Origin of the sequence: Serratia sp. P2ACOL2, assembly GCF_003691565.1 — a bacterium.
Lineage (GTDB): Bacteria > Pseudomonadota > Gammaproteobacteria > Enterobacterales > Enterobacteriaceae > Serratia > Serratia liquefaciens.
Window position 1 is genome coordinate 2,144,081 of record NZ_CP033162.1, and the last position, 25,625, is coordinate 2,169,705.

At 55.2% G+C, this 25,625-nt stretch carries 27 protein-coding genes; 6 read left to right on the forward strand and 21 right to left on the reverse strand.

Translation table 11 applies throughout. The features are described from left to right. The first annotated feature begins 57 nt into the window (after positions 1 to 57). From EBA31_RS10590 to EBA31_RS10605, 4 genes are read left to right on the forward strand one after another with little or no spacing between them, the layout of a single operon-like run. Positions 58 to 357 carry a phage tail assembly protein gene (locus tag EBA31_RS10590; RefSeq protein WP_122078877.1) on the forward strand — a complete coding sequence of 100 codons (300 nt, stop codon included), beginning with the start codon at positions 58 to 60 and terminating at the stop codon, positions 355 to 357. A gap of 41 nt (positions 358 to 398) precedes the next feature. Beyond that, positions 399 to 536 carry a GpE family phage tail protein gene (locus tag EBA31_RS27055; protein WP_255417493.1) on the forward strand — a complete coding sequence of 46 codons (138 nt, stop codon included), beginning with the start codon at positions 399 to 401 and terminating at the stop codon, positions 534 to 536. Continuing rightward, complete coding sequence (locus EBA31_RS10600) at positions 526 to 3,480, forward strand: phage tail tape measure protein (RefSeq protein WP_122078883.1); 2,955 nt, start codon at positions 526 to 528, stop codon at positions 3,478 to 3,480. Before EBA31_RS27055 ends, EBA31_RS10600 begins: the two co-directional genes overlap by 11 nt. A 14-nt stretch (positions 3,481 to 3,494) precedes the next feature. Then, a complete protein-coding gene (locus EBA31_RS10605) occupies positions 3,495 to 3,986 on the forward strand; it encodes a phage tail protein (protein WP_122078886.1) in 492 nt (163 codons plus the stop codon). A 94-nt stretch (positions 3,987 to 4,080) separates the two neighbouring features. Here EBA31_RS10605 and EBA31_RS10610 read toward each other — a convergent pair whose 3' ends face one another. The 17 genes from EBA31_RS10610 to EBA31_RS10690 form a co-directional block, all read right to left on the reverse strand. Next, positions 4,081 to 5,244 (reverse strand): phage tail protein, encoded by a 1,164-nt coding sequence (locus EBA31_RS10610; protein WP_122078889.1) that lies wholly within the window; start codon positions 5,242 to 5,244, stop codon positions 4,081 to 4,083. An 11-nt stretch (positions 5,245 to 5,255) separates the two neighbouring features. Continuing rightward, on the reverse strand, positions 5,256 to 5,972 hold the full coding sequence (locus tag EBA31_RS10615) for a LamG-like jellyroll fold domain-containing protein (RefSeq protein ID WP_122078891.1): 717 nt from the start codon (positions 5,970 to 5,972) through the stop codon (positions 5,256 to 5,258). Beyond that, the gene (locus tag EBA31_RS10620) at positions 5,969 to 7,786 is read right to left on the reverse strand and encodes a GDSL-type esterase/lipase family protein (RefSeq protein ID WP_238387449.1); all 1,818 of its coding nucleotides are present in this window, start codon (positions 7,784 to 7,786) and stop codon (positions 5,969 to 5,971) included. Before EBA31_RS10620 ends, EBA31_RS10615 begins: the two co-directional genes overlap by 4 nt. After that, complete coding sequence (locus EBA31_RS10625; RefSeq protein ID WP_122080608.1) at positions 7,779 to 8,390, reverse strand: phage tail protein I; 612 nt, start codon at positions 8,388 to 8,390, stop codon at positions 7,779 to 7,781. The genes EBA31_RS10620 and EBA31_RS10625 overlap by 8 nt, the downstream gene beginning before the upstream one ends. Then, positions 8,383 to 9,282 carry a baseplate J/gp47 family protein gene (locus tag EBA31_RS10630; RefSeq protein WP_122078896.1) on the reverse strand — a complete coding sequence of 300 codons (900 nt, stop codon included), beginning with the start codon at positions 9,280 to 9,282 and terminating at the stop codon, positions 8,383 to 8,385. Before EBA31_RS10630 ends, EBA31_RS10625 begins: the two co-directional genes overlap by 8 nt. Beyond that, a complete protein-coding gene (locus EBA31_RS10635) occupies positions 9,269 to 9,637 on the reverse strand; it encodes a GPW/gp25 family protein (RefSeq protein WP_122078899.1) in 369 nt (122 codons plus the stop codon). Before EBA31_RS10635 ends, EBA31_RS10630 begins: the two co-directional genes overlap by 14 nt. After that, on the reverse strand, positions 9,634 to 10,218 hold the full coding sequence (locus EBA31_RS10640; RefSeq protein WP_122078902.1) for a phage baseplate assembly protein V: 585 nt from the start codon (positions 10,216 to 10,218) through the stop codon (positions 9,634 to 9,636). The genes EBA31_RS10635 and EBA31_RS10640 overlap by 4 nt, the downstream gene beginning before the upstream one ends. Next, positions 10,218 to 10,856: a phage virion morphogenesis protein gene (locus EBA31_RS10645; RefSeq protein ID WP_122078904.1), complete on the reverse strand. Its 639-nt coding sequence runs from the start codon at positions 10,854 to 10,856 to the stop codon at positions 10,218 to 10,220. The genes EBA31_RS10640 and EBA31_RS10645 overlap by 1 nt, the downstream gene beginning before the upstream one ends. Beyond that, positions 10,853 to 11,314: a phage tail protein gene (locus tag EBA31_RS10650; RefSeq protein ID WP_122078907.1), complete on the reverse strand. Its 462-nt coding sequence runs from the start codon at positions 11,312 to 11,314 to the stop codon at positions 10,853 to 10,855. Before EBA31_RS10650 ends, EBA31_RS10645 begins: the two co-directional genes overlap by 4 nt. Before the next feature lie 141 nt (positions 11,315 to 11,455). Then, positions 11,456 to 11,872, reverse strand: coding sequence for a DUF2570 domain-containing protein (locus EBA31_RS10655; protein WP_202914201.1), 417 nt, complete (start codon positions 11,870 to 11,872; stop codon positions 11,456 to 11,458). After that, complete coding sequence (locus EBA31_RS10660) at positions 11,836 to 12,390, reverse strand: lysozyme (RefSeq protein WP_122078912.1); 555 nt, start codon at positions 12,388 to 12,390, stop codon at positions 11,836 to 11,838. The genes EBA31_RS10655 and EBA31_RS10660 overlap by 37 nt, the downstream gene beginning before the upstream one ends. Continuing rightward, the gene (locus tag EBA31_RS10665) at positions 12,387 to 12,668 is read right to left on the reverse strand and encodes a hypothetical protein (protein WP_122078915.1); all 282 of its coding nucleotides are present in this window, start codon (positions 12,666 to 12,668) and stop codon (positions 12,387 to 12,389) included. Before EBA31_RS10665 ends, EBA31_RS10660 begins: the two co-directional genes overlap by 4 nt. Beyond that, positions 12,659 to 12,859, reverse strand: a complete 201-nt coding sequence (locus EBA31_RS10670; protein WP_122078918.1) for a tail protein X — start codon at positions 12,857 to 12,859, stop codon at positions 12,659 to 12,661. The genes EBA31_RS10665 and EBA31_RS10670 overlap by 10 nt, the downstream gene beginning before the upstream one ends. Further along, entirely contained in the window at positions 12,859 to 13,356 is a 498-nt protein-coding gene (locus tag EBA31_RS10675; RefSeq protein WP_122078920.1) for a head completion/stabilization protein, read from the reverse strand. Before EBA31_RS10675 ends, EBA31_RS10670 begins: the two co-directional genes overlap by 1 nt. Before the next feature lie 103 nt (positions 13,357 to 13,459). After that, a complete protein-coding gene (gene gpM, locus EBA31_RS10680) occupies positions 13,460 to 14,374 on the reverse strand; it encodes a phage terminase small subunit (RefSeq protein ID WP_122078923.1) in 915 nt (304 codons plus the stop codon). Between the two features lie 44 nt (positions 14,375 to 14,418). Next, positions 14,419 to 15,465: a phage major capsid protein, P2 family gene (locus tag EBA31_RS10685; protein WP_122078925.1), complete on the reverse strand. Its 1,047-nt coding sequence runs from the start codon at positions 15,463 to 15,465 to the stop codon at positions 14,419 to 14,421. A 36-nt stretch (positions 15,466 to 15,501) separates the two neighbouring features. Further along, positions 15,502 to 16,335: a GPO family capsid scaffolding protein gene (locus EBA31_RS10690; protein ID WP_122078927.1), complete on the reverse strand. Its 834-nt coding sequence runs from the start codon at positions 16,333 to 16,335 to the stop codon at positions 15,502 to 15,504. A 160-nt stretch (positions 16,336 to 16,495) separates the two neighbouring features. On the opposite strand from EBA31_RS10690, the gene EBA31_RS10695 reads away from it, so the two are divergent. Then, positions 16,496 to 18,217 (forward strand): terminase large subunit domain-containing protein, encoded by a 1,722-nt coding sequence (locus tag EBA31_RS10695; protein WP_122078929.1) that lies wholly within the window; start codon positions 16,496 to 16,498, stop codon positions 18,215 to 18,217. A gap of 1 nt (position 18,218) precedes the next feature. Further along, positions 18,219 to 19,274, forward strand: coding sequence for a phage portal protein (locus EBA31_RS10700; protein ID WP_122078932.1), 1,056 nt, complete (start codon positions 18,219 to 18,221; stop codon positions 19,272 to 19,274). A 434-nt stretch (positions 19,275 to 19,708) separates the two neighbouring features. Here EBA31_RS10700 and EBA31_RS27060 read toward each other — a convergent pair whose 3' ends face one another. From EBA31_RS27060 to EBA31_RS10715, 4 genes are all read right to left on the reverse strand, one after another. Next, on the reverse strand, positions 19,709 to 21,091 hold the full coding sequence (locus EBA31_RS27060) for a S8 family peptidase (RefSeq protein ID WP_238387450.1): 1,383 nt from the start codon (positions 21,089 to 21,091) through the stop codon (positions 19,709 to 19,711). Positions 21,092 to 21,114: 23 nt separating this feature from the next. Then, complete coding sequence (locus EBA31_RS27065) at positions 21,115 to 21,933, reverse strand: hypothetical protein (RefSeq protein ID WP_238387451.1); 819 nt, start codon at positions 21,931 to 21,933, stop codon at positions 21,115 to 21,117. A 9-nt stretch (positions 21,934 to 21,942) separates the two neighbouring features. Continuing rightward, entirely contained in the window at positions 21,943 to 23,079 is a 1,137-nt protein-coding gene (locus tag EBA31_RS10710; protein ID WP_122078934.1) for an AAA family ATPase, read from the reverse strand. A 150-nt stretch (positions 23,080 to 23,229) separates the two neighbouring features. Then, positions 23,230 to 25,569 carry a replication endonuclease gene (locus tag EBA31_RS10715; RefSeq protein WP_238387452.1) on the reverse strand — a complete coding sequence of 780 codons (2,340 nt, stop codon included), beginning with the start codon at positions 25,567 to 25,569 and terminating at the stop codon, positions 23,230 to 23,232. Positions 25,570 to 25,625 lie beyond the last annotated feature (56 nt).

Genomic DNA, 25,625 nt, shown 5'->3' on the forward strand with positions numbered 1-25,625 from the left:
TGCTTAACCCTCACTTACTATGACGGCGGTACAGGTTACCGCCTGGAGAACTTTACAATGTCAGTTACTCTTACCACCCCGATCAAGCGCAACGGCAATGAAATCAGCACCGTCGCTATCACCGACACCATTAAGCAAGCGGGCTCGTTGCGCGGTCTACGTCTGGTCGATGTGCTCAACTTTGATTATGACGCTATTTCTACGCTGCTCACCCGCGTGACTTCGCCGGCCCTGACCTCGCTGGAAATTTCCACTCTGGATACCGGGGATTTTGTTTCGTTCATCGAAGAGCTGACGCCTTTTTTGACCAAAGCGGCGCCGTCCGTACCGAACTCAGCGGAGACGGTGAGCAAGTAAGGCAACCCCTTTTTATCAGCGTTGAGGAACTCATCGCTGATATTGCTGTTGTTTTCCACTGGCCGCCCTCCGAGATGTACGGCATGGAGCTGCGCGAGTTGATGGCCTGGCGTCAGCGCGCCGCCATCCGCAGCGGCAACCATGACGATGAAGACGAAGAGGACGATCATGGATCTTAGTATTCGCGTCGCGTTCAGCGCGATTGACAAACTCACCCGCCCGGTTAAAGCCGCTAGTAAAGCTGTTAGCGGCCTTTCTGACTCCCTCAAGAAAACCCAAAGTGCCGTCAAAGACCTGGATAAACAGGCTGCCAGCTTCGATCGGCTGCGCACGCAGGCCAACGATACTGCGCAGAAAATTAATCGCACAAAGCGCGAATTTAACGGCCTGAATCAGGTTGTGCGAGAAGGCGGGCAACTGACCGACGCCCAGGCTGTGCACCTGGAAACCCTGCGTGGCAAGCTCTCACGATTGACGCAAACCTACAGCCTGCAGACTGCAAAACTGCGCGAAGCCTCCCAGGCTGTGCGGCAGCATGGCGTCAATCTGTCGGCCGGCAGCGGCGCGGTGCAAAGTGCCATCCGGCGAACGGCACAATATAACCAGCAACTGGAGCGGGAACGGCGCCAACTGGCGGCAGTTACTCAGGCGCAAGCCGGTTACACCCGCGCCAAAGACACCGCCGGCAAACTGCGCAGTTCTGGCATGGGAATGGCTGTCGGCGCCGCAGCGGCTGGGTACGCCGGTGGCCGCTTCCTGGCTCCGGCCGTTGGGTTCGATGCCGAAATGTCACGCGTTCAAGCGCTGACGCGGTTGGATAAAAATTCCTCACAGTTGGGGGACTTGCGCGCCCAAGCGAAAAAACTCGGCGCCGAAACCGCCTTCACCACCCGCGACGCCGCCAGCGGACAGGCATTCCTGGCAATGGCCGGCTTTACGCCACAGGCGATTCAGGCCGCACTGCCTGGCGTGCTCAATATGGCGCTGGCCGGCGGCATGGATCTCGGTGAGTCCGCGGATATCAGCTCAAACATCCTGTCTCAGTTCCGTCTCGACCCGAAGGAAATGGATCGTGTTAGTGACGTATTGACCGGGGCGTTCACCCGCACAAACACCGATCTGCAGAACATCGGTGAGGCGATGAAGTACGCCGGTACGGGGTTGTCTAACCTCGGCGTCAGCGTTGAACAAACGACGGCGATGATTGGCGTGATGGCTAACGTCGGCTTGCGGGGAAGTATCGCCGGTACAGGTTTGCAAACTACGTTCTCCCGCCTGGCGGCGCCAACAGGGAAAGCTAAAGCGGCGCTGAAAGAACTGGGCGTTACCGTGGCCGATGCCACCGGCAAAATGCGCCCGGCCGAAGTTGTTCTGTCCGACCTCTACAAAAAGATTAAGAAATACGGCGACACCGATCAGTTGTCTTTTTTCAAGGATATTGCCGGTGAGGAAGCCGCAAAGGCATTCCAGTCGCTGGTACTGTCTGCCGGCAGTGGCGAATTGCAGAAGCTGCTGAGTGATTTGAAGAAGGCTCAGGGGGAAGCATTAAAAGCCGCCAAGGTGATGGCTGATAACCTCGGAGGTGACCTGAAAGAACTGGACTCAGCGTGGGAAGGTTTCCGTATTCAGGTAGAGGAAACCGCCGACGGGCCGCTGCGCAAGCTGACGCAAGGATTGAGTGAGGCGATTAATACTGCGAGTGAGTGGGTGAAATTAAACCCGCGTTTAGCGCAGTCAATTCTGTTAGTTGCTGGCGCTCTCACTGTCTTGGTTGCGTCGCTGGGTATCGCCAGCCTCGCCACCGGCTTGTTGATTGGGCCTCTGGCTAAGCTGCGGCTGGGCTTTACTTTGCTGACGGGTGGGCGCGGGGTGGTGGGAACCATTGCCGCGTTGCGTGGTTTTGTTGGCGTAGGTGGCAATGCCATGGCGAGGGTGAGCGGCTGGTCGCGCATATTGGCGTCACTGTCTGGCGGTTTCCGTGGGCTGTTCAGTTCGCTGGTGCCGTTGCGCGGTATGTTGATGGGCGTTTTCATGGCGCCATCGGCTGCCCTGGGCTCGTTGGTGCGTGGGGTGGTCGGGCTGGCGTTACGGCTGACGGGGCTGTCTACGCTTTGGGGGGTCATAACCGGTGCTATCTCGGCGCTGGCTGCGGCATTGTCTTTTCTGCTAAGCCCGATCGGGCTGATTGGTGCGGCCTTTGTCGCGGCCGGCGTGCTTATCTGGCGCTATTGGGAGCCAATTAAGGCGTTCTTTGTCGGCTTCGGTGCCGGTTTTATGCAGGCGCTGGCGCCTCTGCGTGATGCGTTTGCCCGCATTGCTCCAATTTTCGGCGTGATTGGCGACGCCATTGGTCGTGTGTGGGACTGGTTTACCAAACTGCTGTCACCGATGCAGACCAGCAAAGAGACGCTGGATAAGTGCGCCAGCGCCGGTGAAACGTTTGGCCGGGTGTTTGGTTCAGCACTGCAATTGCTGTTTGCACCAATCACGTTTCTGATGGATTCCGTCGGCTGGTTGCTTGAAAAACTTGGTTTAATCCCGGATGGCATCGAACGGGCTAAGCAAAAAGCCGAGCAGGCGAAGCTGGAATTGACCCCTTCAGGGTTGGCTTTACTGCAAAATCGCATCAACGTATTGACCGGTGATCTCAATGCGGTAACGAAACCCGAACCGGTAAACACCGGTGCCCCGAAGCCTCCGGCGCTTACCGGCGATACCGGCACGCAGCGCCGGCTGAGTGAGATTGCCGGCAGTACCAAGGCCACCGCGGACAATACCAAAGCCGCCGCTAAACGTATTGGTCCGGGGGATATCATCTTTAAAAACCTTCCCCGTGCGCTGGCGCTGCGTGGAGCGTACCAGGAGGCGCGAGTCATGCCGCAGCCTGTACCGCGTGTTGCTGCGGCGGGCGGTGGTGTGCTCTCGGTTCCGTCTGCAACGCAGCCAGCCGCTATGTCGCCGGTATCTGCACCTGGAGGCGGGGCGCCCATCTTCCAGTTGAATTTTAACGACGTGGGCAAACGTTCGGATCAGGAACTGGAACGGATGGTGCGAAATGCGGTGCGTGATGCGATGGCCAGCACAGCCAGAGGTAACCGCGGGTCATTCCGCGATCGAGATTAACGGAGGTTAGGATCATGATGATGGTATTCGGGATGTTTGTTTTTACGCTGCGCACGCTTCCGTATCAGCAGTTGCGCCATTCACAGGAGTGGCGCCACGTAAAGAACGAGCGTATCAACCAGTCGGCCGCCTGGCAGTACATTGGCTCGGGAGAGGAAAACATCACGCTTGACGGTGTTTTGTACCCTGAAGTCACCGGCGGGGGAGTGTCGCTGTATACGCTGGAGACTATCGGCTATGCCGGGCGTCCCTGGCCGCTGATTGAGGGCGACGGCCGGATCTACGGCATGTATGTCATGACGCGACTGGAGCGGGGGAAGTCGGAGTTTGACCGCTATGGGAATGCGAAAAAAATTGAGTTCACTATCAGCCTGAGCCGAGTCGACAGCGATTTCAGGGAGAAGCTGCAAACGACATCCGCCAGCGACGTGCTGGGCGAACTGCGTACCAGTGCGACAAAGGCGATTAACTCGGTATCGGATTCGGTCAACGGTCTGTTCGGGTGAAATGATGGTGCCGGTACCTGGTGACATAGTTGCTGCCGGCTGTACTGCAGGACAAGAAAAAGCCCCGAAAGGGGCTTTGTTGTTTGCTGATGGGTCAGGCCACGCGATGCCACAGCATTTGTAGTTTGTGGCGTTCAACGACGCTGACCGCCTGACCCTGGCCCAGCGCGTCAGTTTTCCCCGAAACGGGGTGGCCGTGCGGGCCTAACTCCAATTCGTGATCGTGTTCGCCGGCTTCGTCCGTGTCACCTTCCTGATACGGGTCGAAGAATACCCGATTGTTGCCGCCCAACTCATAATCACTGTTGCGTTTAGGTACGCCATGATGAACGTGCTTTCCGCCCAGCTTAGTGCGTTTAGTCCCAAGGTCGGTATCTTGTGCTGTACCCGATACGTTGATTTCTTCCGCCGGCAGATTGGCGCGCGAAATGGTCACGGTGTCGCTACCACCCAAAGCGCCAACATCGGATCCGTCAGCTTTCGCCGTTCTGATCGTCAGATGTTCGCCGGCATACTCCCACGTTGACCACGGCCAACGTTCATTGGGATTTAAGTTCTGGTTGAACAGACGAGAAGATCCAACCGGGTTGTCCAGCTCCCATGCCTCGCGGATTGCGGTTGCAATGGCAGCTTTGATTGCTGCTGGCGTGGCAGCCAATTTCTCGCTGTCACTGTCCGTGGCATTGCTCAACTGAGTAAAGCCTTTCTCAGTCAACGTTGCATCCGGGTGGTTGCGCGATTGCTCATGGTCTGACAGTTGGTCATCGGTATAGTCTTTGACCTTTTCTTCCAGGGTATTGACGTCTTCGACCGTTGCCAGGATTACCGATGGGTCAACGATAAGCTCAACATCGGCCGTGCTGCTGACTTTCAATTGCATCCTGATGATTTGGAAGCGGCCCGAACCTTCAGCCAGTAACGGTTTATAGGTTTCCGGCATGTTGCCAACGGCGATGCATTCGCCATCTTCGGCGTATAGCGCCAACTCGCGAAGCCAGAAACCACCGATCTGTGGCGGCATGATCATTTCTGCTTCGATGACGCTGGCATCACTGTCCGCGATCGTCAGTTTATTCAGTATGCCGCGGTACTGCTCACCGATCAGGCCGGTGCTGGCGCTATTCGGCATCGACAAAAGGCCACCGCCATCACCGACGGCCATTTCTGCGATGGCTACCGGCGTGCCTGTGACTGCCGCATTTGCCAGACGTTCGGCACCCGCGGCAGTGATCAGAGTGAGAAACTTTTTATCGGCCATATTCCCACCTGTTAATTAACGAATTCGCCACGCAGGCCCATGATCGTCTTAAGTTTGTCACGTTTATCTGTCTGTTCCTCGGCGGTCAATACTCTGTCATAGACAGCGACAACCCCCATGATCCCAGGCAGGCCCATGTTTTGTTCCTGGCTGGGAGAACCATTCAGTATCAACGGTCGGGTCGATTTGTTTCGCTTCGCGATTGGCGTTACCGCACGATTACCCGCTGCGCGTGTGATCGATGCTTCGGTATTCGAAATTGTTACTGTGAAGCGCGTCCATCCCCCGACAGCTCCGCCGTTCTCGACCGAGGTCACGGAAATAGTACCCGTCTGACCGTTATTTACATCCCCGGTGGCAATTTGCAAAATCAGTACGCCATTGGGTTCAATGCGCAACTGAATGCCCGAGAACGGCGCTACACCGGGATAGAAATTGGAAAAGAGACGACCGCTAACGCCGGGTTTATCCATATTGATGCAGAGCGCAAACGTCATCTCGTCTGTTTCAATAATGCCTGTGTCAGCGCCGTGCACTGAGTCAGCAACGGTGACCATGCCGCGCTGAGTGAATTCATTTTCTGTCACCAGGTCGCGCGCGTTTCCGCTGGAGTCGTATTTATCCTGCATCCCGTATGTGGCGACGCTGGCATCGTCATTCAGCAGCATCTCAGGCTCTGCTAACTCCAAATCACCGGCATTAACAACGCCATCACAAATAATAATCATACTGCCTCCTGTTTTAATAACCCCATCTGGCCGACACTGATTGTTGCCGCATTAGCCGCGATAATGACGTTAATTTCTGTTACTTCAGCGGGGATAAGGACGTCATAGCTGAATGTCATAAACCCATCCGTTGAATGATTCCACTTCCTGATCCCGGCGAGGTTCGTTTTATTGGCGTCGTTGGCTTCGAGATAACAGGCTGTTGAGTTTTTATCGGTAACGTCCGTTTTTACCCTGAAACTAAATGTGCGTACCTCGCCGGGCGAGACGGCTACCACTTGCGATACGCGCGCAATCGTACTCCCTGAGCCGGTTACGGTAAGAACGTTACCGATGACCGTGGGCTCTGTCGTAATGGCGGCGTTGCCGGCCCCCACTATCCAGCCTGCGGGCACGCCCGCGGCGACGTCCAAAAACAGCGGGTTAATAATGGTGTTTGGTCCGCCCTGCGTCACTGGGTTCGCGATTGCAAGTTGCGGATACACTGGCATGGTGTATGGCTCAAGCGCTGCAGATAGTGCTTTACCCATGTGAAAGGCCCCTAGCGCAACAGGGTGTGATGGGTCTGGCTGTCCGTTCTGCAGCACGTCGTTATAGCCGTCTTTCCAACCATCAGTCATCGGGTCAACGGTGACGGTACGCATATCAACGAACGGAAACCCTTGTTCCGTAGCATATGCTCGCAAAAACGCATTAATCTCATTTTCTCGCGCCTTTAACGTAGGGTCAGCGTTATTCTGAGCCGCCATCGAGCAGACAACGGGAATAATCCCGTTCTTTCTGAATTCGGTCAGAATGTATTTGACGTTGTTTTTAATTACTGCGATTGAGAATTTGAAACTGCCGTCGCTGTTTTTTTGAATAACATCATTTCGCCCGCCGAGAAACGTCATGAAGCGTGGTTTCGCAGCGATGGCAGGCTTCAAGTGATCTCGGATCATGTCCGCCGTTGTATAACCGCCCGTCGCCCACTGACCGACGTATTTAATTCGACCATTGCTAAACAGCGATGACCACATCTGCCATGAACGCGCGTTATAGGTCCACCCGCGCGGCTTACCTGCATCAGCCGGGTTACGGCCATTGTCTGATATCGAATCCCCGAAGCCACCCAGGGTGTTTTGCAACAGCCCAATATGCGTTTCTAACGGTATACCGCGATATTCGAGGGTGCCGGCGCCATCATCGCGCACGGCCAGCAGGCGCTTGCCTCCCGTGACCAGATTAAACAGATAACCAGGCCGCGCGCGACGCAATGCCGACGGCCCGATAATTAGCTCACGCAAAATATTCATGTAATCGGAGAAGGTTTTACCGGGCATTTCCTTTTCACTGTTCCCATTGATTGAGAACATGCTTTTACCCTGTCGGCTGACAAAATCGACCGGCTTTTTTGAGCGGGGCATCGTCAGCAAGCCCCGCGTGCGTTTGTCGGTAGTCGACGCCAGCAGCTCGACCGCTTCAACGAATGCCGCCGTGACAATTTTCTTACCGGTCGGTGTGGCGATACCGTTAACATTTTCGTATTGCTCCACCCAATAGTCAGTGATGGGTGAGTTGACGGTAAACAGCCTGCGGGTTTCGGTGCCTGCGTTGATTGCCGCCTGCGCCTCGTCGATACTGTCGTAAATCTTGGCATCGCTCATCACGGACGTGTTTAGCTTATCCACGTCGTTTTTTAATGCCCGGGTTCGGTTTGCCAATTGCCGGGTGGGTTTATTTGCCACACCATCACGGCCACCTGATACTTCATCACCGCGCTTAATCTGATATATCGAGTCTTCCCATTTTGCTTCTTCGCGTAGTTCAGACATTTTTTCCCCCGGAATAGTGATAACCGCTGCCGAAGCGCGGAATACCGTTGTATTTAATGCTGTCGTCCGGCTCGTAATCGGCAGGGTAGACAGTGACAATATCGCCGTCATGTACAGAGACGGCGGAATAAATAAAGCCGCTGACTTTCGTCGCAATGTTCATCTGTGCAAGGTGCCGGCTGACCGGCTTTGCATCAGCAATCAGGCGGTTTAATTCAGCCAGCGTTTTTTCAGTGAGTCCGATTTCGTTAACGTCGACTTCAAGCCGAAAGGTTCCCGGCTGGTCGCCGGTATCGAACCACTCGGCGAAGGTGGCCGAAAATCCCATACTCTCAATCACCCGGCGCACGGCGGCGCGCGTGCCTTTACGGCGGTGCTGCCAGTAGGACTGCTGGATCGCCGCTATCTTTTTCTCAGCCGGCCAGCTTTTGTCCCATCGGTCAACCGACAGCGCCCAGGCGAGATACGGCAACAGCTCTACCGGGCAGGCCGTCGGCGTCCAGAGCGTGCGCAGGGCCACCGTGATCGCCGACAGCCGCGCAGTGACCGTTTCGGTGTGGCGCATCCAGGCGCCGGCCGATGGCGGGAGCAGGGTGTTATTCATCGGTTCCGCCATTTTCGACGGCATAACCGACGTTGCGCGCTGCCTGTACGTCGGAGATCGGCAAGTCAGCGGCCGGCGAGCGCAATATCACGCGCTGCACCCCCTGCACATGCAACGAAGCGGATATCGCTGAACGTGCGACATCCCGGCCGATCTTCTTATCGTTTGCGACCAGGAAGGCACGTAACGACGCCATGGCGGCGTTGATGATGGGCTCCGATTCTGGACCGGGATACAAGAACAGCTCGGCATCAATCAGATAATCGACAATATCTGCACTGCGGACTGTTACGCGGTCGCCCAACGGGCGCACTTCTTCATCGTTAACGGCTACCGTTACCGCGGCCAGCAGTTCCGGCGAGGCTGTGCCGTCGCCCTCGGTTGACAGGATGGCGATCACCACCTCCGCAGGTGCCGGGCTGGTCGCCCTGGCATCAGCAACTTTGCCGCTGGCGCTGCGGGCAAAATATTCATACGCCGCTGACGGTCCGGCGACGCTCATCCCCTCGAATGCCGATTGCGCACGCAGGCGCAGGGCCTCGTCACTTTCCATCACCGCATCGGCGGTATCCGTCTCAGGGGTGATCGTCAGGCGCTTGGTGTCCAGGTTGGCGGCGAGGTTGTCCAGGTCAGTGCCTTCGGCATGGCTCAACATGCAGGCGGCGGCGCCCTCATTGATGCGGCGGCGTAAGAGCAGCTCTCGGTAGGCCATTGCCTGGGCGATTACGTTGAGCGGTTCGGATTCCAGCGACAGGACCGCGATGACCGACGCTTGCTGCTCAGCAGGGAAAGCGGCAACCATGACCGCCTTCACGTCGATGAGGATTGTCTCGAAATCGAGTTCCTCGATAATCTGCGGCGATGGCAGCTGTGACAGATCAATCGTTGGCATCGTTGTGACTCCTTAGCGTGACCGTGCCGGTGCTCTTTTCCATGCTCTCCGTCAGCAGGCCGGACATTTCTGCGGTGACGGCCCCTGTCGGTGAATAGCTGATATTGACAGTGTTCAACGCAAGGCGCGGCTCCCAGGCTGCCAATGCGATCACGGTCGCACTCATTAGCTGCAGGCGAGTGACGTCATTCTGTGGTGCATCCAGCAGGTCGGGTACAAGCGAACCGTAGTTACGGCGCATCACGCGCGAACCGATAGGCGTCAGCAAAATGTCATTCGCCGACTGCCAAACGTGATCTTCATCGGTCAGCGTGCCGGTGCCGGTGGCATTCATACCGCGGTATTTCTCGCTCATCGGGTGCCCTCCGTCCAGTCACCACCGCGCTGCACGGCGCCGTGGTCGTGGTCGTCGACCTGCACGCCGTTAGAGATGAAGGCACCGCCGCTGTGTGTGATATCCCCACGCATGTCACCGCCTTCGGTGACATCAAGATTTTTGGTTTTCAGCAGCTCAGTGCATTCGACGACAGGAGAATCGAGGATGATTTTTACCTCTGCCGATACCTTGGCCGTCTTGATGCCGCTGACTTCCAGCGCGCCGGCGTCGGCGTCATAACGGAATTTGGCGCCATCCGGGGCGGTGATCACCATTTCGTTGCTTGAGCTGCCGGGGGCAGGGTGCTCGTTGCTGTACAGGCTGCCACCGATGATGGCCGTTTCCGGGTTGCCACCAATACAGACCAACCACACTTGCTCACCGATGGATGGTGGCATCCAGATGCTGAATTCACCGGCGCGCTGTGCGTTCCAGCGCAACCAATTGGTATCCAGCTCGCCGCTGGCGACGCGTACGCGCCAGGTGTCCTCGTCGATTTCGGTGACCACGCCGATGCGTATCACATTTTCCAGCAGGCGAATTAACTCGGCGGTACCCACTACTTCACCCCCAGCGAGTCAATGACCGAACGGGCGATCGCCATGCGGTCAGCCTTGGTGATCCCCAGCAACTGACGCTGTGGGTAGGTTGCTACCGCGCCGGATTTGTTCACCCGGTCACGTAGACCGTACTGGTGCGTACGGGCAATACGGGCGGCAACGCCGGAATATCCCACTGTTGCGCCGCCGGCATCGGCGCGCGCCTTCAGGAATCGGGCGGTACGCAGGCGCCTAAACATCGGGTCAGCCTTGGTGGTGTCCTTGCGGGTCTGGATAAAGTTGATATCGAGATAACGCTCGATATCCTCACGATAGAAGGAGCGAATGGCACCGCGCCCTTCATCGAAACCGGTCAGCATGCGGCCACGGCTTCCCTTGGTCGCCCGCCAGTTTCTGAGTCGGCGGGTTTCACCGTTCCAGATGAAGCCGATCCCGGCCTGCGAGCGCAGCACCTTGCGGCGACGCTTCTCGAATTTCGAGCCGTCCGGGTTTTCCTGTCGCGCGATACGGCGTGACTGGCTCTGACGCAGCATCCTGCCCACCTCGCGCGCGGTGCGAATACGGCCGGCAGGTGACATGCCGCCCAGAATGTCGGCGAACACCTGATCCAACTGGTGAAACAGCGCGGCATCCGTCATGGCAATAGCTCCCCGCCTTGCTCTGGGTCAAAGACCATCTGCCAATCGCCGCCGCCGAAGCGTGGCTTATCTTCCGCCAGATGCTTCGCGACCGGCTTGCCGTTCTCGATGGTCACCATGACGCGCTCCCAGACCGGCAATTTCAGCAGAATATCGGCGCTGTCGTCGCTCACGATATCGGCGTCAAATTCAATTGTTTTGTTGCTGTCCGGGTTTAGCAGCAGGTCGGGCTGGTTTTCCCACACCCAGGCCAATAGCGGCAGCATGAGATCATCCAACTGGCCGGGGAAGTCCATCGCCAGCACCTGAATGGGGTATAGGTACATAAACGAGCTTTCCCCGGTGGCCTGGATCTCGATATGACCTTTTTCCACCCACACAGTGAACTGTTCAGGATTGGCCTTGCACCATTGGTTACTGGCGATCAGCGCGTCGCGTAGCAATTCGGCTTTTTTCACTTGATCCCCCGGGCGATGCGCCTCAATTCCAATTCACGTATGGCGGCCTTGTCGGCGTTACAGCTGTCCAGTGCATCCAGCAGCGCATCAGACCACGGCGCAAGGCTGCCGTAAGTCATGGGTGACGGTGCTGCAGGTGCATCAGTGTTTGCTGTCCGGCTTGCCGGCAAAGGCTCCTGAATAATCTGCGGCGCGGACTTCGGCGGCGCGCTTTTGCAGGCTGCCAGCGACAGCAGCAGGCACAAGAGCAGTGGCGCACGTCTCGCCGGCCAGCGCGGTTTTGATGGTTTCACGTCGTTGCTCTCCGCTTGCGCCTCGCTTCTCGCTCAGCGCCTTCATGTTCGCTTCTATATCACTGACGTCCGCGCGCAGGGCACGAACCTCGGCCAGCACATCACCAGCCTGATTAAGGGCACGCTCTGCATTGTCCCGGCCTTGTTCGGCCAGCTCCCGCTGATGCTTCTGCCAGCCCAGACCGGCCAACGACGCCAGAAACAGCAGAATTAATACCGCTACCGCCTTCATTTGGCGGCCTTTAGCGCAGGGTCTGATAAGCACCAGGCTTTAAACTCTTCGCGGCGATTCACCAGCCCCTGAAGACGCTTGCTGCCGGAGTTCACAAAATCGGTCAGCCGGTCGCATACACCGGGCCAGTTCGCGACCTGCGCGTTCTTCCACAAGGTGGTGCGCTGTTTTTTGCCCTGGCGATCGGTGAACCAACTGATCCCGGTGCAACCGACGTTAAAACTGACGTCGGTCAGCGCTTCAAACACGAATTGCGGAGCGGCGGCGCCGTTAAAGTTGCTGTTGATACACTTTTCCGCGCGTACCAGGTCGTTTACCCAGCGCTCGGCGATCTCTGTTTCCGAGTATTCCCGATCTTCGACGCGGGTCGTTGAGCCCATGCCGATGGTCAGCACCCCAGCGGGGCAGTAGTAGGGCGTCTTGCGACAGTCCTCGTACTTCGCCATTTTTAACTGTGCCGCCTGGCTGGTGCGCACCTTCTCGGGCCACAGGGCACCGGCCAGCGCCACAATGGCGGCCACACTGCAGGCGATAACACTTTTTCTTCTCACCGGTGGCCCCCTTTCAGCTCGCTGATCAGCGCTTTCACATCCTGCCGGTTCTCGGCATCGCTGCGCACCGCGTCAACCAGCTGCGCCAGCAGGGCGTTGGTGATCGCCTGGCTGCGCGCAACCCGGCGGCGGTGGATTTCGCCCAGCGCCGCGGCGATCAAGCCGATTACCAGCCCGCCGGTCGCCAGCCATTCGCGCTGTGTCATCATGCCGATGCCCATCAGCACGGTGGAGTAGGAGTAGATCATCCAGCTCCAAAGGCGATCGATTACGTCCATAGCTGCACAGTCTCCTGTTGGGTTGACCGGTCGATCTCCGGCAGCTCGACCACCTGGCCGGCGGTCAGGAATATCTGTTCGGCAATCCCCGGATTGGCCGCCAGTACGGCTTCGGTGACGCCTTGCGTGGTGCCGTAATGGCGCTGGCACAATAAATCCAGCGTGTCGCCCTGCATGGCTCGCACTTTCACTAGAATGCCTCCGCGTAATTGCGCACTTCGTCGCGAATATCGGCGATAGCCCAGCGAGCATCGCGCCACAGGTCAGCAGCCTGCAGGGTAAGTGCGGCGGCGTGTTTCTCGCCGGCGTCGCCGGTGGTGTCAACGTCGCGGTAATTCTCAATCAGATACGCGCGGGTGAGGCTGTACACCGCACGGCGATAACGGAATACCTTGACGCTTTCGCCATTGATTTCACCGGATGGGACGGCCGCCAGTGAGACATAACCGGCTTTTAGCTGGACGGCTTGCCAGCGGGTCAACTGGTCGATCACATGGGCCACGCCCTCGATCACGGCGTGCTTCAATCGGGTGGTGGTCACCGCGCCGTTTATGCGCATTTCCATGCGTATGGCGCTGAGTGCTATCTCCGGCCAGAAAGGGCCGGCGGTGACCTTCTCGCCGTTATCATCGGTATCTGGCACATCGTCAGCGGCGGGGGTGACGGCACGTCCGGCAACAAGGCTCATGGCCCAATCTCCTCAAAAGGTGGCGGTGAGCGAGTGGAGAAAAGCACGTGCCATGCACGGCAGATCTCCGCCCGCGCCGCCAGCGCACGGGGCGCAAGTCGTTTTATTCAGTGGCTGACGTCTTGGTTTTCTTTACTGGCGCCTTACGGGTTGTTTTCTTCGCTGGCGCTTTGCTCGGGGTGCGGCGTTGTCTGCTGGGGTTCGTGGCCACCGCAGTCGTTTCTGACGATGCTGCAGCGTCGGCATCGGGAGCGGCGGTGGTATTACCATCACCTGTTGCTGTATTAGCATCAGCACCAGTTGTGTCAGTACCTTCAGCATTGCTTTCCCCTTCGCCAGCGGTTGCCAGACTGGTTTTTTTAACCAATCGCGCCAGGCGTTCGATCTCTTTTTTCACGCCGGCGCCAGCGTCCAACTTAATCGCCTGGCGCAGTAACCCCAGCGCGGTAACCTGGTCGGCTTCGGTGCCGCTACGCAGTGCGAAACCGCGGACCTTGAACAGCTTGGCGAGTACCTGATCTGGCATATCCTTGCCGTCGACAATCTGTGCAAGTTCATCCAGCACCGACAGGTAAGGGGTCAGGTCTGCGGTTTCGTCGGCCTTCACCTGCACCAGAATGGGATCGCAAAGCTCTTCTACCAGTGCGGTGGCCGCTGTACGGCGGAAACGGTCAGGCATCGCGAGGTCGTGCGCGATGACATAGCGGCCAATGCGCACAGCAAGCGGATAATCAGCCGTATCAATGGCCCAAATCATGAGGGTGACGATCACTTCATCCTGGCGGCCGCTGTCACCCTCAAGGGTGCCGTCGATCCAGCCTTCGTAATGCGGCAGTAATTGCTTTTTCATCGCCGCTTTCGCCTGGTCAGACTGCACTTTTTTCAGTGCACTCTGATCCATACGCAGACGGTGAAGAATTTGTTCGTGCGCGGTGCGCGCGGCGTCCGAGTGTTCCTCGGTCTTACCGTGGCGCTCCGCCATGACGCGTTGAAAATGTTTTTGTGCCGGTGTCAGCATTGTTTTGTCCCCGAAGTGGGGCGGGCAGGCGCCCGCCCGGGTGATTAACCGCCGCTCGCAGGTTGTGCGAAGGTGATGCCGTCGATAAAGGCCACGTTGCCGTAGTCCTCAATGACGAAATCATCGTTCGACGACTGGTAGGTCGCGACGCGGTTGTACTCCGGTTCTTCCTTGATGGTGCGACGCAGGCCACCGCGCTGGTAGTAGATCGACAGGTTTTTAAACGGCGTGATCAGGATGCCGTTGACCGGGAAGAACGGCGCGATAAAGGTCGGCATGTTCCCGACACGCTCCTGCGCCACGATCAACTGACCGGCCAGCATTTCGGTGTTCGGGTTGGTCTGGCTCATGGCGTTGATTGCCGGGAAGTTGCTGGTTGTCAGCAGGTCGCCGGCCAGGATCACTACGTTATCCGGGTTACGCTTGTGCCATTCATCCATCAGGCTGTTTTTGGCGTCATAGACCGCGGCGGACACGTTGCCGTAGGTGCCTTTGGTAATGATTTTGTTGTCTTCATCACGTGAGGTTACGGTGATGTCGGAAATGACGCGGTGCGGCGCTTCCTTGCGGATTTTCTCAAGGAAACCGATACCGCAATCCTGCAACAGCGGGTTGGCTGCGCGGTCTGACGGGTCGACATAACGGGTGCCGTTGAAACCAATCATGATGCGGTCAAGTGACATCTGGCGAGCCATCGCGGAGCTGATCAGCGGCTGGAAGTTGGGCTGATGTGCCCAGGCGTCCAACTGCTCGTAGCTGATGCCGTAGTCATAGTTGACCTTGCGGCACATGTAGTTGAACGGCTCCATCTTGTCGTTGGCGACAGGATTACGGCGTGCGGAGGTGCTGTTGTTCACCCCGGCCAGCGGGCCCTTGCTACCGATCAGCACTTTCTGGCCGATCTGCTGGGTGACGCCGAACATATTAATTTTGCTCAGGAAGGAGTCATTTTCCTGCGCTGCGGCCTCCAGTTTCTGCTGTACCGCTGGGTCAACAGCAAACTTTGCGGCGACTGCTGCCGGTGATACGCGGTTTAGCTGTGCCTGCCGGGCAACGTACTGATCAAACAGCTCGCGGGTAATATTTTCCATGCTCTATTTCTCTCGTTGTGAATATCAGTCGTTGGCTCAGTAGTCAGCCAGCTGCGCGTTGTTGCCACCACTGGCCGGCGGGCGTCGGCTGTAGTTACCGTCCGTGCCTTCAACCTTCTGCTGCAGTGCAGCGAGGTCGGCGGTCAGCTTCTCGATGGCCTGTTTGTTACTGGTGGCCACTTGCTCGGCGTTGCTGAACTGGTCGGACAGGTCGGCCTGTGATTGCGCGACTACCTCGACCGCCTGATGCACCTGGCTGAAACGTTCGTCGTCGGTTTTCTTACCCTTGCCGAGGATGCCCATGACGCGGTTAAACCACTGCTTGCCTTCTTCACCGCGCTGAGCGTTGAGCTCGATCACTTCCGCCTCAATGGCTTCGGTGAACATCGGCGGTTCTGCCTGCTGGTTATTGAAGGCCATGACCTGTGCACGCTGTTGTGCTGCAAACTTCAGGCGCTCAGTGCCGAGGCTGGCTGGCGTATCCGTCATCGCGAGGCCCATTACGTAGGCTTTGCCGTTGAGGGCAAATTGCGGATGCAACTCAATGCTGGAGTAGACCTTTTCCCCTTTATCGGTCATCTGCTTCATGCGCTCGGAGGGCTCAATCTCTGCATACAACGCAGTACGTCCTGATAGTGGCCCCTCGGTAATGTCTTCGGCACTGAGTGCGGCTACATCCCCCATAGCCCCGAAATCACTGCCGGGATACGGGGATAGATAGTGCTCAATGTTGACGCGTGCGCCATACACCGCCGGGTCGTAATTTGCTGCCGCGTCGCGAAGGTGCTGCGGTTGAATTTCGCGGCCATCAACGGTGTTTCCGGAGACGGCAACACGGAATTTCTTACGTGGTTTTGCTGTGCCTGCCATGTTCGTTTACTCGCTCGGTTTCTGAGTTCCCGGTGATGATGGCAGGGCGCCCGGCCCCCTCTCAACGCGTTGTTGTTGTCGCAGAACGCTGACAGCCAGCACCGCAAGAAAGCCCCCACGCGCGCGGGTTAACCTCCCCGGCAGAACATGGGGGGAGACTATGACGGTTCAGGAAACATTTACCCGGCATCGGGCAAGGCAGCTTTACTGGCAGGGTTACCCGCCGGCGGAAATTGCACGCCTGATGGGGATCAATCAGAACACGGTCTATGCCTGGAAGAAGCGCGACGAATGGGACGAAACACCCCCGATTCAGCGGGTCACCACCTCACTCGATGCGCGCCTGGTGCAATTGACCGGCAAGGACAAAAAGAGCGGCGGGGACTTCAAGGAAATTGACCTGCTCACGCGCCAGTTGAAAAAGCTCGACAACGGCACGCCAGCCACGCAACCGAAAAAGAAGGTACGCAAAAAGCAAAACTTCTTCTCCGAAGCGCAGATCGCGCAGCTGCGTGAAAACATTCTTGGCTCGCTGCACTGGCACCAGCGGGGCTGGTATGACAACCACCATCACCGCAACCGCATGGTGCTCAAAAGCCGCCAGGTGGGGGCAACCTGGTACTTTGCCCGCGAAGCACTGGTGCGCGCACTCTCCGACGATGTGAAGTACAAGCACCAACTTAACCAGATATTTCTGTCAGCCAGTCGCCGGCAGGCGTACCAGTTCCGCAGTTTCATTCGCTCCGCCGCCGCAGAAGTCGACGTTGAACTGAAAGGCGGCGACATGATCCAGTTGTTCAACGGCGCCGAGCTGCACTTTCTCGGCACGTCAGCGGCGACGGCACAGTCGTACACCGGCAACCTGTTCTTTGATGAGTTTTTCTGGGTGGGCCAGTTCGCCAACCTGAAGAAGGTGGCCGGCGCCATGGCAACGCTGAAAGGGCTGACGCGTACCTACTTTTCCACCCCGTCAGCCGAAAGCCATGAAGCTTATCCGTTCTGGACGGGGGAAGCCTTCAACAAAGGCCGCACCAGCAGCAACCGCGTAGAGTTCGACACGTCCTGGAAGACCCTGAACAGCGGCCTGATGTGCCCGGATAAAATCTGGCGCCAGATCGTCACACTGCAGGATGCCATCGATCACGGCTGGGATTTGACGGATATCGATGAAATCCGCGATGAAAACAGCCCGGAAGAGTACGACAACCTCTACGGCTGCCAGTTTATCCGCAACGGTGAATCGGCCTTTGACTACAACATGTTGCTGACCTGCGGCGCAGATGGTTATGACGACTGGCCGGACTGGAAACCCTACGCTTCTCGTCCCATGGCCGATCGTCCGGTCTGGATTGGTTACGATCCCAACGGCGCCAGCGGGAAGGGCGACAGCGGGGCGATTTCGGTCAACGCCGTGCCGCTGGTCGCCGGCGGTAAATTCCGCACCATCGAGACACAGCGCGTCCGGGGGATGGAATTCGAGGCGCAGGCCGATCTGATCATCGGCATGCTATCGCGCTACAACGTGCAGCACATCGGCATTGATGGGCAGGGGGTTGGTGAGGCGGTGTGGCAGTTGGTTAAGAAGAAGTTTCCCGCGGCAGTCTGTTACCAGTTCAACCCGGCCAGCAAGCGCATGCTGGTACTGAAGATGCAGCAGATCGTTCGCGGTGGTCGCTGGGAGTTCGACCGGGGAGAGCGTGATTTGATCACGGCATTTAGCGCGGTGCGCAAGGTGGTGACGCCCGGCGGGATGATCACCTATGACACCGACCGCAGCCGTGGCGTGAGCCATGGCGACCTGGCTTGGGCGACCATGCTGGCAATCATTAACGAGCCGCTGGGACAAGATGGCGGCGGCAACATGACGGTTATGGAGTATTAACGTGAGCAAAAGAAAATCCCCGCAGGCACGCCAGCAGCCGGCAGCAGAAACGCAGACGGATCTGGCGGCCGAACTGCAAAAACTCCCTGGCCTGAGTACCTTCTCGTTTGATGGCCCCTGGCCGGTATCGTCGTCTTATGACCTGCTGGACTCGATGTATTGCGCCGACAACGGTCGGTACTACGATACGCCGATCAGCTGGTATGGATTGGCCCGCCAGTTCGGTCACGCCAGTTGGCATCAGTCGGCGTTGATCTTCAAACGTAACGTGCTGGCCGGTTGCTTCATCCCGCACAGGTTGCTGTCGCGGCAGGCGTTCTCTGCCTTCGCCATGGATTGGGTGGTATTCGGCAATGCCTATCTGGAGTTGCGTCGTAATGTACTCGGTGGGCCGCTGGCGCTGCATCACACGCTGGCGAAGTACACCCGGCGCGGCTCCGACCTGGATACCTACTGGTTTATCCAGGCGGGGCTTGATGATTACCAATTTCCGACCGGCGCGGTCTGCCATGTTATCAACCCGGACATTCACCAGGAGATCTACGGCATGCCGGAGTACTTCGCCGGTCTGTTGTCGGCCAACCTGTCCCACTCGGCCGACACGTTCCGTAAGCTGTACTACGACAACGGCAGCCATGCCGGCTGCATCGTCTACGTCAACAGCGCTATTGCTGACCAGGAAAGCCTGGACAAGTTGAAGAAGACGCTGACCGACACGCGGCGCGGTGGGGCATTCAAAAACATCCTGCTGCATGCGCCAAACGGCGGCAAGGACTCGGTGCAGATCCTGCCGTTCAGCCAGATCTCAGCCAAGGATGAATTCCTGGGCGTGAAGTCCGCGACGCGTGACGATATCCTCGCTGCCCACCGCGTGCCACCGCAGCTGATGGGCGCCATGCCGGAAGGTAACGGCACGTTTGGCGACGTAGAGAAGGCGGCCAGGGTGTTCGCCATCAACGAGCTGACGCCGATCATGGAAGCCATGAAGCACGTCAATGACTGGATGGGGGAGGAGGTGATCCGCTTCAACCCGTATGCATTGCTGAACGTCGACTAACCCCACCGCTGCAGCATGGCCGCCGCTGTCTATGGCGGCCGTCTCCCCATTGCTCGACCTCATCCCACCCGATCTAACGCTGGTATTCACAGCATCAATCACTTTCCCTTCGCCAGCCGCGCTATGCGGTCCTCTGGCGTGCTTGTCACGTGTCACCGCATCTACGCACCATCACAGTGCGCGCCTCACAGCCGCCCGCTCATGAAGCACATGACCCCCTCCCCATGACCCAACGCGCGCGCTTACTCCCCCGCCTCGCCTGCGCGCCTCACACCCTCTTTATTGTGCAAGATCCAAAGTAGATCGAACCCGCACCAGTACTGTCGCAGGTTCGCAATAGGGAGGATCGAATTATTGTGCAAAATTGTGCGCAATTTTGCATTGGCGATGTATTGAATATAAGGTGCCCCCCGCAAGCAGGGGGCGAAGATAAGTTATGGTCGAATTGGGATAGAGGTTTGTGGTTGAATAGGTACTAATATTTGGTTGTAAGCACGTAAGATTTCGTTGTAAAGATCTTGATGTTTTGCAGCCCTAACCGTAATTATCAGGGCATATTTAATTTTCTCAGCCTTACTGCTAACGATGCTAGCTCCGGCATCTCGTGCATTGTAATGAATATCAAAAACAGGATTTTTTAACGAGGTGCCAAGCATCGTTTTTGTACTATGTAGGACGGTTTCCCATTTTCCCATATCAGAACGACGTTCACTTTCTGTAGAGAATTTTTTTAGATCAAAGAAACCAACCGTATCAGCATTTTTACTACCTTCTTTTACCTTTGCATCATTTGGCCTGAATGAGACCTCTAAACCTGCTTTCGTATAAGATGCAGAGTCTTGAGGATCTGTCGCTGTAGCGTAACAGAACGTAGCTGATAAATTTACCTTTCCCTTTAACCCTGAATCAGGAATGGGCACAGGTGCACGTAAATACTTACCTGGTTTTAACTCTCCTTGGTAAACAATGCGTGCAACTCCATCGGGACTGATAATAACATCACTTAGATCTTCTGGTAACTTACCCCAACCTACTTCAGTGCAGTCATGGTCGAGGGGATTGGCTGCATGAATAAGTAACGCTTTAATAGCGAGTTGGCTGAGTTCACTGCCTAATATGGAACGTATGCCAACAGCTGAGCGTAAAGCATAAGGTGCCGCAAAACTGGTACCTCTCTCAGGGGAAACTACAGGTTTTGTTCCTTTGCTAAGCACATGGAAATATTCTGTCGTTTCCCCACCAAAAGCAACCAAGTCAGGTTTCATTACACCTGGACTTCTCCCTGGACCTATAGCGCTATAGGAAGCTCTTTTCCATTGTGCATTATCAGTTGAATCACTAGAACCAACAGCAAGTGCATTGACGCTATCAGAAGGTACTTGAATTCTTGCGTTACCGGATTCGCGATCCATTTCGCCATTGTTACCGACAGCGACAGTCATTAATGTATCACCGTCACTTAATAAATCGTCTATAACCGAGGTCCAAGCGTGAACTTCGGTGTCCTCTATAGGCAAATCAGGCCCTAAGCTTAAATTTAAAAACTGGTATTGCCTGGAAAGCAATACTTCTTCTATAAACCCTAAAGTTCTATAGAGTTCTAGAGGGTCTTCTTCGCAAGTTTTATTGTCTAAAACCCTTAAGTTATCAATATAAGCGTATGGACGTGGGACTTCTACCTTAGTATTTATAGGTCCAAAGAGAAATGCAGAAGATACAGCTAGGCCGTGATCAAGCGCATCTGGATCATCTTCAGCATGGTCATCTAATACACGGTAAGATCTCACCCATGGGGCAATTGGATGTTTTTCGGGCAAGCCTCCATCTAGAATCGCAACCCTTATTTCAGGGGATAAAGGTCCTTCTGATGGAAGGGTGCATTGCGCCTCTGCCCCCCAGCGCGTCGCATTGGCCGAATTCCACGAAGTTTTGGAACAGGTCGAATAACACGCGCAAAAGTAAATTCAGCAAGTCTACGAATTTGCTCTACTGAGCCTTCAACTGGCAGGAACCAAAGGGTTCCTGCAGTAAACGCTAATTCAGTATGGGCAATAATATTTAGCGAACTAGCATATGTGATAAATTGTTGCTGGACAAAATCCCGCCCTTCATCTGATAATAAATGTATTCCTACTTCAAAATAAGATTCATTATCAATCCCTGTATTTACAATACGCTCTTCTGGCAAGAACGGTTGGAATTTCTCTATTCTTGCAAAATCAATGGCCTCAGTAGAATTGCTTTTTAGTGCTGCAATCCACTCAGTTAGGGCTGAGAACGCTGTTCTCTTACCCGCAACGAAAATTTGTGTTGTTGGATATTCTGTCACTTCAGCTTTTCGTTTCCAACTTTCCGGAGTGATTTTAACTGTCTTACTGCCAATAGATTCCAAACCAGTATCTTTTAACAGTGCCGAAGGGAAATAAGACCTCGCAATGTAACTAGGGTTTAGTGTTAGCTTTGCAACAGCAAAATTATTTGGACATGCAGAAGCAGGCAGCGAATCGAATGCCTTAATAGCAGATTGCACTTGTGGTACAAGTCGTTGTCTAGCTTCAGACAATGTGTATACCTCAGATTTATCCATTCTTCTTCTTGGTCCGGGGATGTCATGAGTTAATAACTCACCTCTACCAATTAAAAAATTTGTTTTTGGCATAATGATTCCTTACTGTGCTGAGCCAATATTAGCTGAACGATATTTCCTAATAGTATCCCTACTAACACTAGTCAAATCAGATATAGCGCGTTGAGGAAGCTTGGAATTTTTAGTAAGACTAATTGCTATTTCAATTCTTTCGTTTCTGTCAAGTTCTGATAGTCTACCTTTTATGAACTCCTCAATTAATTCTTCATCAGATGCGATCCCCAAAGCTACAGAACGACGAAATCTGTTAATAGAACGCTCTATATTACTGAATGATTCATCTTTGAAAGCTAAGGTTAGCACATCCATCCATCTTCCAAAAATGGCATAATCAGGACCTAAGAATCTTTTTACTGCATCACGAATGGTATCTTGATCTGGTTTTTCAAAGTTCAGAACGAGATCAAATCTACGCCACAGTGCAGGGTCTATCAGTTCTGCATAGTTAGTCGCTGCAAGTAATAAGCTTGATGATGGCCACTCATCTACTTCTTGTAAAATAACGGTTACTAAGCGCTTAAGCTCCCCAACATCTGAATCATCGCTTCTTTTCTTAGCTATTGCATCGATTTCATCTAAAAGTAATACGCATGGACTTTTCTTAGCGAAGTCCAAAGCAGCTCTTAGATTGTTACCACTTTTGCCAAGGTAACTACTCATAACGGCAGTTAGATCAAGTACATAAAATGGAACGCCTAATTTTTGCGCAAGCCAACTAGCTGTTAGTGTTTTACCTACACCAGGGGGGCCTACGAAGATAGCAGAGCGGGTTGGTAGTAACCCCAACTCTTCGAGACGTTTGATACTTTTACGCTCGAGGATAAGTTGGTCCAACGAATTTTCCATGGCACTTGTCAGCATCGGTTTAGAAATTAGTGTTTTATCCGATGGTGCTTTCAACAAGGTAAGCCTTGAGTCTTCGTCGACAGGCATGGTTTGTTTAGCCAACTCTGGAGGGTTAGCTTTTCTTAACCCTTGGGCTGGCTTCTGTGGTTTGCTACGTAAATACAAATCCAGTTGTTCGGACAGCGCTGGCATTGGTTCACGATACTTACGCACTAAACGTGCGACATATAGCCGCACATCATCATATTGTTCAGCGATCACCAGTCGGACTAACTGGGCTAAATCTGATTGAATTCCGCTCAAGTCGCCCATTTGATTTGTAACCTCTTGTTTTTCATGTAAATTAAAACTTTATTGTGTGGACTACTTATAGTATTGCATTTTTTTTCCTGACAGGAAAGAAAAATACTATATGTAATTACAGTGTTATGTTTGTGGTCTTCACTAAGTGAGTGGTGATATCTACGTCAGAGCTACACGGTTTTTAGTCAATGCTTTCCAGCGCGATACCAGGTCTGTGGCTTTGTGTTTTGCAATGGATTTCCGCCACTGCTTATCCATGCCGGTAACGATTAGTTCACCGGTAACCTGATTTGCCTGATAAACCGTATCCAGCACGGTGACTTCTTTCCCCATAGCCAGCTGAATAGCCTGGTGCTCGCTCACGGTGACTTTTCGGATCTTCGCCCAGCGTTTCACCTGCTCTGCAACGCCAGAGACCAACGGCGTGACCTTTTCCTCCATCTGCCTGAGCGATTGCGCTGCGCGCAGGTAACTTTCTGCCCGCTGGCGCTCCAGTTCGGTGCATTCGCCGGACGTAATAGCATAGGCCAGCGCCTCAAACTCTTCGGCTGAGGATTTTTTCCGGTCCGGTTTGTGGTTTCGAAGGCTGTCGGCAAGCTGTTTTCGCCTGCTGGCCGATTTTTGGCCGATCTCAAGCTGTTCCGGCTCGTTATTCAGTGGTGGATCACCGCTCGAATTTGACTGTTTTTTGACCTCAGTACAGTTATTGACACGAGTCCAAGGGGGCGCAGACGCGCCCTGTAGGTCAAGGTCAACCCCTTGATCGGCGTCGGCCAGCGGCAGCGGCTTCATTCTGACAATGCTGAATTTCCGAAGCCGTGTTTCAACCGGTGGAATGTTTACGGTTGGCATTACCAAGCCTTTGATCACGGAAAGGTGCTCGCCGTAATCGTTCGGTTCGTCTTTGGTTTGATACCAGGTACGGACGCGCAGATCTTTGCGCAGAACAAACGGACCGCCTTGCAGTAATGTGTATTCATCCCAGTCACCGCCATCAGCAGCACGATGCAATTCACCGAACAGCGGGTTGATCTGGTCTGCCAACTCCTGATTTCGCATGCGGCGCAACTCGCGCCAGACAGTTACCGGTGCGCCACCGAGGAACTGGAATTGACGGATGCCCCAGCATGACGCCCAGGCGGTGGCATGCCTGGCTGTTTCCTTCAGCGGTCGGCCACTCTCGTCGTCGGTTTGCCCGTCAAGCGCGTAGCCGTCGACGTTTTTGGAGATATATTTGACGATATAACCCGTCGCGCTGCCGATGCTTTCATCGATCGGCTTCATTTCAAATCGGGGTTGATTTCCGTGATTGCCGGCCAGCTCTTCGGCATCTTCACGCGTGGCGTAATCTCGCATGATCTCGCGCAGTGGCTCGACGTGCTCCGGTGTGGTGAAAAGCAGACCGTGCCAGTGCGGCGTACCATCGTGATGTGATTCGGCAACGCGCAAGCCAAACGCCGGAATATCATTACGCTTGAGTTCTGCCCGGATTTGTTGCCATACGCGATTCAGATAGCGCTGCGTTTGGCGCGGGTTTTTGCCGTTCCATTTGCTGTTGCGGTGTCCGCTGTAGCTGTACGCGTGATAGCTGGATGGGGCTGTCAGGGTAAAAAAGCTGCCGGTATACCCTTCAAGTGTCGCGACTTTTTCAAACCCACCGATGCGGGTCATCAATTCGTTGCGGCGCTTTTCCGGGTTTGAAATGCTCTTATCGATTTGTTCTATGAGCGATATTCTTTCGCCGGTATCCTGATCTTCCAGCTCCAGCTTGCTCATGATCGCGCGGCTGCGTTTGCGCCGCTGATCCCACTCTTCGGCGAGGTGTTTGCTGCAGTAGGGAGAAATACCGCGACGAACGTCACCGAAGGCAATGTGCAAATGTTCACGCCAGCGGATGGCGTATTTACGCAGGTTGCGCTGCCAATAGCGCGCATCTCGCATTTTTTGCACTGACACTACCGCTTCATCTACCCATATGGATTTTTTGGACGACAGCGGAGGGTTGACCTGGAACATTGCGGTAAGCGCGGACGCTTCCCGATATAGCTGCATAGCCAGCTCACGATCACCTAGCGCACCAAGCGTCTCATTTACTTCACTTAATACGCCGGTCATATAAATGGCGATGTCTTGCGCCAATAGCTCAATATCTTCATCGGTAAAGTCAGGGAGCCGATTAAAACGTTCGATCAGCACTCGCAGGTGCTGGAAGTTATGGAAGAGTGCGTCAAGGTGCACAAATGGTGGTATGTCTTCGCCATCGCCTTTGATTGCGTACTCATCAGTGACGCTGGCGATAATCGGCAGATCGCGGCGAACAATATCGCGCAACTTCAGGCGGGCAATGTGCCGGCCTTTGGTGTTGTGGAAATGATTGATTCGATCACGCAGTCGCCGCCGAATAAAGCGCGGCAATGGTGCCAGCGTGCGCTGTACCCATGCGCAAAATTCCTGCTCTTGAGCCAGCTCAACGAGATCAACAGAAGGAGTCTTGTCCACATGGATAGCCGCTTTCGGCTTATTCCATGCATAGGGATAGTCAGAAACGTCCGCGC

Excerpts from the sequence above, each read along its gene's own strand:
- EBA31_RS10675 (WP_122078920.1), bottom strand. The coding sequence starts at position 13,356 with ATGAGCCTTGTTGCCGGACGTGCCGTCACCCCCGCCGCTGACGATGTG.
- EBA31_RS10645 (WP_122078904.1), bottom strand. The coding sequence starts at position 10,856 with ATGACGGATGCCGCGCTGTTTCACCAGTTGGATCAGGTGTTCGCCGAC.
- EBA31_RS10625 (WP_122080608.1), bottom strand. The coding sequence starts at position 8,390 with ATGAATAACACCCTGCTCCCGCCATCGGCCGGCGCCTGGATGCGCCAC.
- EBA31_RS10615 (WP_122078891.1), bottom strand. The coding sequence starts at position 5,972 with ATGATTATTATTTGTGATGGCGTTGTTAATGCCGGTGATTTGGAGTTA.
- EBA31_RS27065 (WP_238387451.1), bottom strand. The coding sequence starts at position 21,933 with ATGCCAAAAACAAATTTTTTAATTGGTAGAGGTGAGTTATTAACTCAT.
- EBA31_RS10605 (WP_122078886.1), top strand. The coding sequence starts at position 3,495 with ATGATGATGGTATTCGGGATGTTTGTTTTTACGCTGCGCACGCTTCCG.
- EBA31_RS10710 (WP_122078934.1), bottom strand. The coding sequence starts at position 23,079 with ATGGGCGACTTGAGCGGAATTCAATCAGATTTAGCCCAGTTAGTCCGA.
- EBA31_RS10685 (WP_122078925.1), bottom strand. The coding sequence starts at position 15,465 with ATGGAAAATATTACCCGCGAGCTGTTTGATCAGTACGTTGCCCGGCAG.
- EBA31_RS10665 (WP_122078915.1), bottom strand. The coding sequence starts at position 12,668 with ATGGACGTAATCGATCGCCTTTGGAGCTGGATGATCTACTCCTACTCC.
- EBA31_RS10610 (WP_122078889.1), bottom strand. The coding sequence starts at position 5,244 with ATGGCCGATAAAAAGTTTCTCACTCTGATCACTGCCGCGGGTGCCGAA.
- EBA31_RS10690 (WP_122078927.1), bottom strand. The coding sequence starts at position 16,335 with ATGGCAGGCACAGCAAAACCACGTAAGAAATTCCGTGTTGCCGTCTCC.
- EBA31_RS10630 (WP_122078896.1), bottom strand. The coding sequence starts at position 9,282 with ATGCCAACGATTGATCTGTCACAGCTGCCATCGCCGCAGATTATCGAG.
- EBA31_RS10635 (WP_122078899.1), bottom strand. The coding sequence starts at position 9,637 with ATGAGCGAGAAATACCGCGGTATGAATGCCACCGGCACCGGCACGCTG.
- EBA31_RS10590 (WP_122078877.1), top strand. The coding sequence starts at position 58 with ATGTCAGTTACTCTTACCACCCCGATCAAGCGCAACGGCAATGAAATC.
- EBA31_RS10620 (WP_238387449.1), bottom strand. The coding sequence starts at position 7,786 with ATGTCTGAACTACGCGAAGAAGCAAAATGGGAAGACTCGATATATCAG.
- EBA31_RS10695 (WP_122078929.1), top strand. The coding sequence starts at position 16,496 with ATGACGGTTCAGGAAACATTTACCCGGCATCGGGCAAGGCAGCTTTAC.
- gpM (WP_122078923.1), bottom strand. The coding sequence starts at position 14,374 with ATGCTGACACCGGCACAAAAACATTTTCAACGCGTCATGGCGGAGCGC.
- EBA31_RS10600 (WP_122078883.1), top strand. The coding sequence starts at position 526 with ATGGATCTTAGTATTCGCGTCGCGTTCAGCGCGATTGACAAACTCACC.